The following is a 12659-nucleotide window of genomic DNA, read 5'->3' as shown; positions in this document are numbered from 1 at the left end:
GTTTACGATCCACGCTTCCTTCCCACGCTCGGTCGCCCTCACGCAGTTGCGCTTCACTTCGTTCGCTGTGATCAACTTACGGCGGGACTTCCACCCGCAGGAGTGCGCCCATGCTGGGCGCACATGACCTAGTACCAGTCAGCTAACGCTGACTGGTACTTTTTGTTAGAACTTGTCTAAAGTCTGCTGCGCGTCAGCAATACTGCGTTGAAGACATCCTTGGAATGCCCAATTCCTACCCGTAAATGCCGCTTCTTCGGCTGTTTTCGCCCATTTTACTCACCCCTATTTTGGCCTAAAGAAAAACAAAGAATAATTATCGTTTTATATACAAAGTTTTCACTTTAGTGAAACAACTACGTATTCAAATACATATAACTTCCTTAGCATCGCATCAAGTCTTGTTGGCCCGTGAAGTTAAAGCGCTTCACAACGGGGAGCACCGCTAACAATGACTTCAAGAATTCATTCAATTCAAGGAAGCGTTATGTCTATAAGAATATTGCTCAGTTTCGCTATTCTGATTTCATGGGCTCATGCAGAAGAAATGAGCACAAAGAGTATTCAACCAGACCATAAACTGGAGCAATATCTTCCGCTTCATAGCCCAGACTTAAATTCAAGCGCAGCGCTAGATGCTGCTATAAAGCGCTCAGCTAATACTCAAAAAAGTAATACTTACACCTATTTACGCTGCTACTACCTCACGGGTAACCGCCTCATGCCAACTACCGACTATGTATGGGCTACCGATCCAGTAAGCAATGACTATTACCGGGTGAGCGGCTATTGGTGGTCCAGTATTTCCAGCATAACGGGAAATATGTTTTACAGTGACATCACACAAGCTGAACTCAACACTGTCTGCGAGCAAACACTCCGCCGCCAAGGACTCAATCCGGAAGTCACCATGTTGGCAGCAGCCAACAACAAGTATTCATTCAACTATTCGATATGGAGCATAGATAGCACCAGCCAATCCAATCGGATCAATAAAATTATCGTATTCGGTGACAGCTTGTCTGACACGATGAATATGTTCAACAATTCAGAGTGGAGACTACCAAATAAGAAGAGTTGGTACCGTGGTCATTTCAGCAATGGACCTGTTTGGGTAGAGTATCTAGCTAAAGAATTGAAGCTGCCTATGTACAATTGGGCTGTTGGCGGGGCTGGATCTGATAGAGAAGAGTTCGTCATTCCAGGTCTTGCTGAGCAAGTACAATCTTGGAAGGTATATATGCAAGAAGCACCCGCATATAGACCAGAGAATACGCTATTCACCGTACTGATCGGTGGTAATGATTTTATTAATTACCATCGTACTGTCGAGCATGCGATTAATGAACAGAAGATCGGATTACAAAATCTGATTAATTCTGGTGCTCGGAACATTCTCTTGCTTAATCTACCGGATCTGTCACGCACACCCGTTTTCCAAGGCAAAGGAGCCCCTGACATAGCAGCTCAGGTATTAAGCTACAATAGCAAGCTTATTGAAATGATTTCAGATCTGAAGGTTCAAAATGGCGGGGGATTGAATATTCAACTATTCGATAGCTACTCGTTGTTCAATGACTTACTGAATAACCCTAGTGCCTATGGCATGACTAATACCACCCTTCCCTGCCTTAACATCAACGGTGCTCACGTCAGCACGCTGTACCTAACCAATCATCAAACACGACCAGAATGCAAAAATCCAGATACCTTTGTATTCTGGGACGTCCTCCATCCAACAACACGCACCCATAAACTGCTAAGTGATCATGTTGCGCCGTTTTTACGATCTCACTTTCCGCTAGCACACCCTTGATCCAGAAGATAAACCTCAAACAAAAACGGCAGCTCATAGCTGCCGTTTTTTTTACCGCTTAACCAACTGGACTTAGCCTTCAGAAGCACGCATCGCCCGCTTGCGATCGTGCTCATTCAAATGGCGCTTACGAATGCGAATGCTTACTGGCGTAATTTCAACCAGTTCATCATCGTCAATGAACTCCACAGCCGACTCCAACGTCAGCTTAATTGGGGGAGTTAGACGCACAGCTTCATCCGTGCCCGAAGCACGTACGTTGGTCAGCTTCTTGCCCTTAATTGGGTTAACGATCAAATCGTTATCACGGCTATGGATACCAATAATCATGCCTTCGTACAGCTTGTCACCTGGGTTGACAAACATACGACCGCGATCTTCCAGGTTCCACAAGGCGTAAGCCACTGCTTCGCCGTTTTCCTGCGAAATCAGCACACCATTATGACGGCCAGGCAAATCCGCCTTCACAGGGCCGTAGTCATCAAACACGTGGCTCATCAAACCGGTTCCACGGGTCATGGTCATAAAGTCCGACTGGAAGCCGATCAAACCACGCGCGGGAATACGGTATTCAAGCCGGGTACGCCCTTGGCCATCCGACTCCATATTGGTCAACTCGCCACGGCGACGACCAATCTCTTCCATGATGCCGCCTTGATGTTCATCTTCCAAATCGATGGTCAAGTTCTCATACGGTTCGCACTTCTCACCGTTGATTTCCTTGTAGACCACGCGCGGCTTAGCCACGGCCATCTCGAAACCTTCACGGCGCATGTTTTCCAGCAGAATAGTCAGATGAAGTTCGCCACGACCAGATACACGGAACACATCAGCATCGCCTGTATCTTCCACACGCAACGCCACGTTGGTCAGCAGCTCTTTGGTCAACCGGTCACGAATCTGACGCGACGTCACAAACTTGCCTTCAGTCCCGGCCAACGGTGAAGAGTTGACCATAAAGTCCATCGTCAATGTCGGCTCATCGACCATCAACATAGGCAGACCCACGGGCGCCTCTTTGTCACAGATGGTTACGCCAATACCAATATCTTCCAGGCCAGAGACAATGATGATATCGCCGGCTTCTGCATTCTCCACCGGGATACGGTCCAGCCCCTGGAAACCCAGCACCTGATTAATACGGCCGGCAGCAACCTGCACATCATGGTTCATTACCACAACCTGCTGGCCAGGTTTGATACGGCCGTTTAACACACGACCAACGCCCAAGCGGCCGGTATAGGTCGAATAATCCAATGCAGCCAGCTGAAGCTGCAGCGGTGCATCTGGGCTGCCAGGTGGCGTAGGCACATGCTTGAGTACGGTTTCAAACAGGGCACGCATATCAGAGGCTTCTTCAGCCAGCGTCATCTTGGCAAAACCATTGAGGCCAGAGGCATAGATGATCGGGAAATCGAGTTGCTCATCTGTAGCGCCAAGCTTGTCGAACAGATCAAACGTCTGATCCACCACCCAGTCAGGGCGCGCACCAGGACGATCCACCTTGTTGATTACGACGATAGGGCGCAGGCCCAGTGCCAATGCTTTCTTTGTCACAAATCGGGTCTGTGGCATCGGGCCTTCAACAGCATCCACTAGCAACAGCACACCGTCCACCATACCCAGCACACGCTCCACCTCGCCGCCAAAGTCTGCGTGGCCCGGGGTATCAACGATATTGATGTGCGTACCTTCGTAATCGATAGCAGTATTCTTGGCCAGAATCGTGATGCCACGCTCTTTTTCAAGATCGTTACTATCCATCACGCGTTCGTCGACTTGCTGGTTGTCGCGGAAGGTGCCAGATTGGCGCAGCAGTTGGTCAACCAAGGTGGTTTTACCATGGTCAACGTGGGCGATGATGGCGATATTGCGTAATGCGCGGCTCATGATTGAGAAAACCTGTCAGTTCTGAAATGCTGTAAACCACCGATTTTAGCATGCCAAAACTACTGCACCGCACAAAGTGATTGATTTTTTCTTTTGTTTTCAGGATAATGCGGCGCTTCGTCGGGCTCTGTCCCTACGAATCATCGTCCCTGACCTCCGCGCTGCAGTAGTTTCAATGGTACTTGGCGCCATTTCGGTTAGCGTCGATGTTGGCGCTGCCGATCCGCAAGACTGCCGTAATTCCGGCCTCTGTCGATCCCAGCTTTGTTGCCTATAACAGGCATTGTAAATACGAATCCCTCGCTCGCTGCGTTAGGTAGTTTATTGTCTATTCTACCGGCCCAAATTATTCAGGGGCTCATACAGCTTGGCGCGCATGTTCGGCTTCGTCCGTGCTTCCCTTACCCCTCACAGGGGAGCGCACCTACTTAGGAAATCGCTTTGACTCAAGTCACATTTGCCGATCTCGGCCTCGCTCAGCCTATCCTTGATACTCTGGTTACTTCGGGCTACACCCAGCCCACACCAATCCAAGCTGCCGCGATTCCTGCCCTGATGGCGCGCCGTGATGTGATGGCCTCTGCTGCAACAGGTACAGGTAAGACTGCTGCCTTTATGCTGCCCGCCCTCAATTTTCTTACTGAAAAATCCGAGAAGCCCGGCAAAGGTCCACGTATTCTTGTTCTATCGCCGACCCGTGAACTTGCTGCTCAAATCAAGACGGCTGCCGAGACCTACGGTAAACAGATTCGCCACGCCAAGGTGGTCAGCGTAGTCGGTGGTATGCCCTACCCCCTGCAAATCAAGCTTCTGTCGAGCCCAGTCGAAATTCTTGTTGCGACACCTGGTCGCCTGATTGACCTGATCGAACGTGGTCGCATTGATCTATCCCGGCTTGAAATGCTGGTTCTCGATGAAGCCGACCGCATGCTGGACCTGGGTTTCCGTGACGATATTGCACATATCGCCACCAAGCTGCCTAAAGAGCGTGTCACCGCGTTGTTCTCGGCGACACTCGATGGCGATATCGCCACTATCGCGCAATCATTACTGAGCAATCCTGAGCGCATCGAGATTGCAGCGCCGGCACGTCGTCAGGAACAGATTGTTGAAAAACTGCACTACGCCGACGACATCACCCATAAAACCAAATTGCTTGATCATGTTTTGGCCGATGAAACTGTTGGCCAAGCCATCATCTTCATCGCAACTAAACTGGATGCCGGCGACCTGGCGGACCGTCTTCTTGGTCAGGGCAGAAAAGCTGCGGCGTTACACGGTGACATGCCACAACGTGAGCGTACCCGTACGTTGGCGCGCCTCAAGAAAGGTGAAGTCGATGTGCTCGTGGCCACAGATGTGGCCGCCCGCGGTATCGACGTCGCAGGCATCACCCACGTTGTGAACTTCGACTTACCGAAATTTGCTGAAGACTACGTGCACCGCATTGGTCGTACCGGCCGTGCAGGTCGCGAAGGTGTTGCCATTTCGTTTGCCGCCAAGCATGAAGTGCCTGCCCTGCGCCGTATCGAAAAATTCATTGGCCGCAAGATCAACGCCGTGGAATTTGAAGGCCTGAAGGCGCGTTTTGAACCACGCCCCAGTAATGGTGGTAGTCGATTTGGTGACAAGCGAGGCTTCGGCGGTGGGCGTGATGGTAATCGCCAAAACCGTTTCGAAGACCGTAAGCCATATGGTGAACGTAAGAGCTATGGTGACCGGAAACCTGCTGGCGACCGCGCAAGCTTTGGTGAACGCCCCGCTTATAACAGCGACCGCACTGCCCAGGTAGATCGCAAACCACAAGGTGAACGTCGGAGCTATGGTGATCGCCAGGCTGCCCCTAATAATGGCAACAGCTTTGAACGTAAACCGCGCCAAGGAAATTTCAAAGGTTTAGAAACCGATCCCAGCCTATACGCGGAACAACCACGTCTGACGTTACATAGCCCATTTGAAAACGGTAACCGCAAGAACGGCAATACCACCCGTTCCCATGGTAATGGCAACACTGCCAGCAATAACCGCTTTGGTGGTCGTGGCGATGCCCGTACTGGTACAGCCAAACGTGGCAACCGCCCTTCCTTCCCGAATGGCCGTGATTTCGACTAAGCACCAGTCTAGGCTAGATAGCGAACCTATCTAAGTACTGTATAAAAAAGCCGCTCTCAACAATGGGCGGCTTTTTTACGCCCGCATTCCCCACATACTCAACTACTAACACAGAACTCCAGGGAATATTTAGACTGCAAGCAGTAACGCGATGTACTGGCATCTACATATAGCTTTGGGATAACCAGAATAAGCCACCATATTTTCATCCTGCCAAAGTGGCCGCAGAGGTACACAATACTATTTATCGTTCCTCAGAACCTGGTTACGACTTTACTGCGCAACGGTGATCAGCGCTGATGTGTTGCTCTGCACCCTACTGACAGCTGCTCGTGACAAATCGTAAGTAGGTTTGATTATCAGGCATCAATACACCTTCTGAAGAGTCGTTTGAAGTGCGGCAAACCTTGGACAAGCTTCTCAAGGAGATTATCGTGCGTTCTATCCTGCTTACCTCACTGCTCATCGGCCCTATCAGTTTTGCAGCCGATATTGACGACGCTTATGCAGCCTATACAGCTGGGCAGTATGAAAAAGCTTTTACTCAATACAAAACCCTGGCAGAGCGTGGCGACGCCCTGGCGCAATTCAATTACGCCATGATGCTTAAACAAGGCGAAGGTCATGAAAACTCAACTGACTGGCAATCATGGCTTGAGAAAGCGGCCAAAGCCGGGCTAGTCAGTGCCGCCTATGCCATGGGCCTGGCATATGAATACGGCAATGGCATGGAAAAGTCACAGTCATTGGCCAGCCATTGGTTTCAAGTCGCCGCCGAAAAAGGCCATACCCAGGCACAGGTAAGCTTGGCAACACAGTATTTTCTCGGGCGAGGTGTATCCAAGGACTTCCAACGGTCTGCATATTGGTATGAAAAGGCAGCGGAGGGTGGTGATGTCGCCGCACAATACCTCATTGCCTCAATGTTGGAGCACGGCGATGGCGTAGCCATTGACCTTATCAACGCACTGAAGTGGTATTCCGCTGCCGCTCGCCAAGGTGATCAGGTAGCCAAATTCAAGGCTAATGAATTGGCCAAACGTGCAAATCCATAGGTACCTATTTGCGTATGCTGATACGGTAGCGCAGAAGTTGTTTGCCCAACCGCTCTGCCGAGGTAAGTTTTACTGTTTGCTCACCCTGGCCCAGGTCCACCAGCAAGGTACGCGTTCCACTCGGTAACGGGCTATCAAATAGCAGTGCGGCCTTATAACGGTTGTCGCTGGCAGAGGGTAAGTACAATGCCTGGTACGTCTGCCCGGCCACATCTACCCGCACCGGCTCTGCTTTCCGCCCTAACCATTTGCCCGCCAGTAGAACATCACCCATACCATCTGCTTGGCTGCGCGTCACTCTGGCCAGCCACCAGCCATGATTGCTGAACTCGATTGCCATCATGCCGCCGGTCGCTTGCGCCGCCACTTCAGGGGTAACACGCAAAGCAACACCGCCTTCGTCAGCATCCAGTAGCTCCGCAAGATGCAGAAAGGGATCATTGGCTGGACGCCGAGCCTGCTTTTGCCCCAGCAGACTCCGAACCCGTAAAAAATCTAATACCAACGAAGCGGTACCCAGCCGAACTATCGACGGCCGGCGTGCCCGAATAGCTCGTGTAAACCAGGCTGCCTTCAACAGTTCGTATAACGCCGGCTCCAGTGATGGCACCAAACCTTCCAAGACAGGCTGACAGTCGTCCAAACCGTAACACAATGCCCGCTCTTTACTACTTGTCTTCTCCCACCCAACCCTGCGATGCGCCTCGATGGCAGTTGGCGTCAAAATCAAGGGTGTGCTGCGGAAAAAGTCTGTGGCCAGCCAGACCGAACTACTCAAAGCACGACTCACGCTTACTACCGCCGCAACATCCTCTGGTGCTTGCAATAAATGAAAAGCATCACTTGCCAATAAGAGATAAGCCAATGGCTGGGACGGTTCTTTATCGGCTTGTACGGGTATCTTGGGTAAAACAGTGTATTTCACCAAAGCAAGATACAACTGGCATACCTTCTCCCAACTTTGGCCAGCTACACGAGGGTCGAGCAAAGCACGTGCAGTACTCGCATGCCCAAGCCAGTGAAAGTAACATGCAGCCAACGCACTCAAATCCGCAGTGCGGCCGTTGCCGTGACGTATAGCACCAACCTCGCGTACCGCCTCTGCATAGGCAGTATTGGCCAGCTGATCCGCCAGGCGCGCCAATCCCTGGCCAGTCAAAGTGCGTCGGGTTGGATTGTCTTCGCTGACTGCCAGCTCGGTAAGCCCTTGCTCGGCGCAGGCTAGCGCCGCGGGTGACAACAATTCAATCAACCGTCGGGCACTTGCACTGTCAGGAGAACCGGCCAGTCCTTCCGCCAAAACATCATGTAGTCTTTTAAGCGCCTCGATCACCGGCAGGCCAGGCAACTGAGCAAGCAGCTGTCGGCCCGCTTTCAATGCAGAATCAGCCAATACAAATGGCCCTAATCGATCAAACATACTTCACTTTGAGTGTCGCTATGCGGCACGGAAAAAATCGGCCGCCACAGAAATCTGGTCAGCATGTTGGAAAGTCGGGGCATGGCCTACACCATCAAAATCCAGCCATTTTGCGCGAGGGCCGCGTTCACTCATCGCACAAGCCACTTCAACGCTGAGCAGGTCAGACTGATTGCCTCGGATTAGCAGTACAGGACAGACGATTCGGTCGTAATAAGACCAGAGGTCCATATCCTGGCCGTTGATGGTTTGGCGGAAAGGCGCAGCAATACCATTATCATAATTCAAACACCAACCAGCACCATCTGCTTTCAGCATGACATCGGTCAAAAAGGCCCATTCCGCGTCGCTATGCAGGCCAAATGGCGCTGAAACCGCGCGGATGTAAGCTTCTGCCGCTTCACGTGTCGGAAACGGTGGCGCTTTGCCAACATACTCACCGATTCGCGCCAAGGCCACCGAAGACAGAACAGGGCCAACATCGTTGAGCAGCAATTTACGTATTGGCGATCCAGGCATTGCAGCCAGCAACATGCCTATCAAACCGCCCATCGAAGTACCAAACCAGTAAAGCTGCGTCACATTCAGCCGAGCAATCAATACCAGTATGTCCTGGACATATAAGGGTAGCTGGTAGCCCATAGGGTCTCGTAGCCAATCGCTTTCGCCACGGCCTATCACATCGGGTGCCACAACTCGAAAATCTCGCGCCATTTCTTTCGCCAGCACTTCGAAGTCACGCCCATTACGCGTCAAGCCATGTACACATAGCAGCACACGAGAGTTACAAGGGTCGCCCCACTCACGATAAGCCATCTTATAGACACCGCTGTCGCGGCCAATCAATACATGGGCAAGGCGTGGTGCAGACATAGGAGAAACTCCGGGAAGGCTAGACTCTCTTTATAGTCTCTCCCACCCAGCAATCGTCAGCTCACAATGCATTCCTTTGTCTCCCTACGGAGTAGCTGTATACAAATAATTGTGTAGTTGCCACAGCGCTATCCAGAGGATAGCGACATTCCAATCGACGGTTTGTCACCTCTACCTATCCGGTTATCAATTGTGCCAGTCGACTTACCAGGACAGCCAAGGAGCTGTGCCGGTTACTGTCTCGGGTGACATCCACTAAATCAATGCATCATGATGCATTGATTTACTTTGGGCATTCTTATGCAAACTGGCATTCTTTACGCCTGCGCTGCTTACTTCATCTGGGGTTTACTGCCACTGTATCTGAAGGCGCTGAAACACGTGCCGGCACTCGAAATCCTGCTGCATCGCATGATTTGGTCGCTCGTCTTTCTGGCAATTATCCTGGCCGTGAAGAAGCATTGGGAATGGCTCAAACCCGCGCTGAGTAACCGCAAGGTAATACTACGTTTCGTCGCAAGCGCCGGCGTATTGTCTGTAAATTGGTTTATCTACATTTGGGCAGTCAATGCAGGTCGGGTCGTCGATGCGAGCCTGGGCTACTTCATCAACCCCCTGGTCAACGTCATGTTCGGCTATTTCTTGCTACATGAGCGGCTAAGACCAGCCCAGTGGGGTGCCATTGCCGTCGCAGCAGCTGGCGTATTGTGGCTAACAGTACAGGCAGGCCAATTGCCCTGGATTGGCCTCATGTTAGCAGCCTCCTTTGGCACTTATGGACTCTTGCGTAAAACTGCCCCCCTTGGTGCATTGGAGGGACTATCGCTGGAAACCCTTCTTCTCACCCCATTTGCAATGGCGTGGCTTAGCTGGTTGATTGCTCAAGGTCAGAGTGGGTTTGTAAATGGCGACGTTGCAACCCACTGGCTACTTATTGCTGCGGGGCCCATCACAGCGATTCCCCTACTCCTGTTTGCAGCTGGTGCACGACGAATCCCGATGTCACTACTCGGGCTTCTTCAATACATTGGCCCTACCCTGCAAATGGGTCTAGGGGTGTTCCTCTGGCATGAGCCTTTTGGAACAGAGAAGCTGATCGGCTTCGCATTGATCTGGTCTGCGCTGGTGCTCTATACGCTGGAAAATCTGCTGAATGCTCGTAGACAGAGGCAACTAACAGGACAAAACCTCTCATGATCTTGAGGTCCTGCAAAGAGATAGTAGATGTGCTGAACTCAAATCCCTAATTGAGTAGTCAAACTGTTATCAGGGTAAGTAGCTGGTGGTTTTCAGTCTCAGAAGTACACCCACTTACACACCCCACTGTATCTTTGCCGATACCAAATACCCCGTTAGCAATAAAGCGCGGGGTATTTTCATTCTCTATTAGAAATAGTGTCAAAATTCATTAGCACCTCCAATTTCCTACATCACTAAATATTGAGAGTCAGTTATTCAATTCAACCTATCTAAAAGCAGGTGCCAAGCTAGTGATGACCCGGCCATGGTTTACCAAGACGCATAAGGTTTCAGTTTATTTCAACAAAGAAACAGAAATAGTCGACCCGCAAATCCACTTTAACAAAGCGGCTATCAGTGAACTGAAGAATCAGCTTGCGCTCTAGACAAGATAGTATTGGCTGCTTATTTAGCAGCCAATACTCAACTCGGTACAATCTGGAAGCGACTTAGCAAACCGGATCAGTACATATTGTACCGATCCGGTTTTTCATTCTCTTAAATAAATATATACGGACTGGTACACTAAGAAAAATTGAAAACCCACTGCCTTTCAGCGCCATATACTGTGTTTACTTGCAATCTCAATCCAACCAGACATTTCGTACTTTAAAAACAAGCATTCACGGAATACAGCGTAAAGATGGTAAATCGAAATCATCACCCCAACCAACACAAATTAAAGTAATAATCTAATTTACTACCATTGATTTATTTGTTCCTCCAAATTGTTGCATGCTAAGTTAGCGCTGCTGGTTTAAACATGCATCGGATATTGTCGATTTGGCAAATATTATAAAAAACCGGTGCAGCTTCCCACCAAACAATTGGAGCAAAGCATGAAGCGCTGGGCAATTTTTCTTTTCAGCTTGATCAGCTATGCCATGACCGGGGCAGCCCTGGTTACTCTAGGGCTTTTTCTCGATCACCACTTTCTGCCTATCATGGCTAATCCAGATATCAGCGCTTCTTTACTTGAGAGTTTGGCAATCAACCTGTGCTTATTGGCACTATTTGGCATTCAACACAGCGTAATGGCGCGGCAACGGTTCAAAGACTGGATGGGTGTATCGCCAGCCATAGAGCGCAGCCTATTTGTTGCACTCTCCGCCTTGATTGTGCTGCTTGTCTGTTTGCAATGGCAGCCGATGCCTGGCCAAGTATGGTTGGTGGAAGCCCAACCCTGGTCCACATTACTCATCGTTCTTTCTCTATGCGGATGGGCCTTGGTTCTGGCCGCCAGCTTCACATTAAGCCACGCCGAACTGTTTGGACTACGCCAAGGCTGGCTGCAATTCCAAGGCAAGCCTTACCATCCCACGCCTTTTGTCATCAGAGGACTTTATCGCATGATGCGCCACCCATTGATGAGTGGCTTTCTACTCGCCTTCTGGTCCACGCCCAATATGACCGTGACGCACTTTGTCTTTGCATTAGGTATGTCGGCTTATATCTTCATCGGGGTGTATTACGAAGAGAAAGAGTTGCTGAAACATATTGGCCCAGACTACGCGACCTATAGAAAACAAGTGCCTATGCTGATACCGGCGCCTTGGCGCTTTGTACAGAATGCCAAAAACAAGCTGCTTCCCTCATAAACTGATAAACATTCAGCAGCTAGTAACAAAGCCTGCTCACAATCGTGACAGGCTTTGAGGAGTTCATCTGCCAAGTAAGCAGCTAGGCGTATAATTGCTGCCTATAACCCTAGCCCGGCAGAATACTGTGCATTACGAACACCTGATCCAGATCAACGACCCGAATGACCCACTATTGACCCCGCTTACCCGCGCACAGCTTTGGCGAGGGTTGATACGCAGGGTGGAACAACCTGCGGAATTCCTGGTGGGTGTCGTGTCGGTTAAGATAGTGGAACGTGGTGAGGGATGGCTCAAACGCGAGATGCTGCTGGGGAATCTTACTGTCAAAGATCACATCACCCTGGAAATTGAGCAACGCGTGCATTTCGATACTGCGCCCAGTGATCAACATCACGGGGGCAGCTTTACCATGCAGATAGACGAGCCTGAGCCTGGTTCTTTGTTTGTGCGTTTCAGCTACCACACACCCTTGCCAGAACCCAGCCCGGGGGATACCACAGCGAACGATGCATACTTCACTGAATATGTGAAGAAGGCCTACCGGGAAACCGATGTCGATGCAATTCGCTGGATACGCGAACTGGCCGAGACGGGCGAATTGGAGAACCCAAACTGATAAGCAGTTTGCAGATAGTACGCCCCCACAGGAGCTA

The 12659-nt window shown here is 50.5% G+C and carries 8 protein-coding genes and 1 pseudogene; 6 read left to right on the top strand and 3 right to left on the bottom strand.

The genetic code is table 11. The features are described from left to right. Window positions 1-487: 487 nt before the first annotated feature. Window positions 488-1816 (top strand): SGNH/GDSL hydrolase family protein, encoded by a 1329-nt coding sequence (locus ACUHMQ_RS07680; RefSeq protein ID WP_445294869.1) that lies wholly within the window; start codon window positions 488-490, stop codon window positions 1814-1816. Between the two features lie 72 nt (window positions 1817-1888). On the opposite strand, the gene typA is transcribed toward ACUHMQ_RS07680, so the two are convergent. Then, window positions 1889-3706, bottom strand: a complete 1818-nt coding sequence (gene typA / locus ACUHMQ_RS07675; protein WP_445294868.1) for a translational GTPase TypA — start codon at window positions 3704-3706, stop codon at window positions 1889-1891. Between the two features lie 441 nt (window positions 3707-4147). Between typA and ACUHMQ_RS07670 the strand changes: the two are divergent. Then, a pseudogene (locus tag ACUHMQ_RS07670) lies at window positions 4148-5539 on the top strand (DEAD/DEAH box helicase); the annotation flags it as partial. Window positions 5540-6252: 713 nt separating this feature from the next. Beyond that, entirely contained in the window at window positions 6253-6873 is a 621-nt protein-coding gene (locus ACUHMQ_RS07665; RefSeq protein WP_445294866.1) for a tetratricopeptide repeat protein, read from the top strand. A gap of 4 nt (window positions 6874-6877) precedes the next feature. Here ACUHMQ_RS07665 and ACUHMQ_RS07660 read toward each other — a convergent pair whose 3' ends face one another. Continuing rightward, window positions 6878-8293, bottom strand: coding sequence for a hypothetical protein (locus tag ACUHMQ_RS07660; RefSeq protein ID WP_445294865.1), 1416 nt, complete (start codon window positions 8291-8293; stop codon window positions 6878-6880). An 18-nt stretch (window positions 8294-8311) separates the two neighbouring features. Then, window positions 8312-9166, bottom strand: coding sequence for an alpha/beta fold hydrolase (locus ACUHMQ_RS07655; protein WP_445294864.1), 855 nt, complete (start codon window positions 9164-9166; stop codon window positions 8312-8314). Window positions 9167-9466: 300 nt separating this feature from the next. Between ACUHMQ_RS07655 and rarD the strand changes: the two genes are divergently transcribed. The 3 genes from rarD (at window position 9467) to ACUHMQ_RS07640 (ending at window position 12622) form a co-directional block, all read left to right on the top strand. Then, window positions 9467-10363 carry an EamA family transporter RarD gene (gene rarD, locus ACUHMQ_RS07650; RefSeq protein ID WP_445294863.1) on the top strand — a complete coding sequence of 299 codons (897 nt, stop codon included), beginning with the start codon at window positions 9467-9469 and terminating at the stop codon, window positions 10361-10363. An 881-nt stretch (window positions 10364-11244) separates the two neighbouring features. Continuing rightward, complete coding sequence (locus tag ACUHMQ_RS07645) at window positions 11245-12003, top strand: methyltransferase family protein (RefSeq protein WP_445294862.1); 759 nt, start codon at window positions 11245-11247, stop codon at window positions 12001-12003. A gap of 94 nt (window positions 12004-12097) precedes the next feature. Further along, complete coding sequence (locus ACUHMQ_RS07640; protein WP_445294861.1) at window positions 12098-12622, top strand: SRPBCC family protein; 525 nt, start codon at window positions 12098-12100, stop codon at window positions 12620-12622. Window positions 12623-12659: the final 37 nt, after the last annotated feature.

It is taken from the genome of Chitinimonas violaceus (assembly GCF_052601015.1).
This window is presented reverse-complemented; position numbering and strand designations above follow the sequence as displayed.

What these genes read in the sequence shown, in the direction of transcription:
- ACUHMQ_RS07680 (WP_445294869.1), top strand. Translation starts at nt 488, where the DNA reads ATGTCTATAAGAATATTGCTCAGTTTCGCTATTCTGATTTCATGGGCT.
- typA (WP_445294868.1), bottom strand. Translation starts at nt 3,706, where the DNA reads ATGAGCCGCGCATTACGCAATATCGCCATCATCGCCCACGTTGACCAT.
- ACUHMQ_RS07660 (WP_445294865.1), bottom strand. Translation starts at nt 8,293, where the DNA reads ATGTTTGATCGATTAGGGCCATTTGTATTGGCTGATTCTGCATTGAAA.
- ACUHMQ_RS07655 (WP_445294864.1), bottom strand. Translation starts at nt 9,166, where the DNA reads ATGTCTGCACCACGCCTTGCCCATGTATTGATTGGCCGCGACAGCGGT.
- rarD (WP_445294863.1), top strand. Translation starts at nt 9,467, where the DNA reads ATGCAAACTGGCATTCTTTACGCCTGCGCTGCTTACTTCATCTGGGGT.
- ACUHMQ_RS07645 (WP_445294862.1), top strand. Translation starts at nt 11,245, where the DNA reads ATGAAGCGCTGGGCAATTTTTCTTTTCAGCTTGATCAGCTATGCCATG.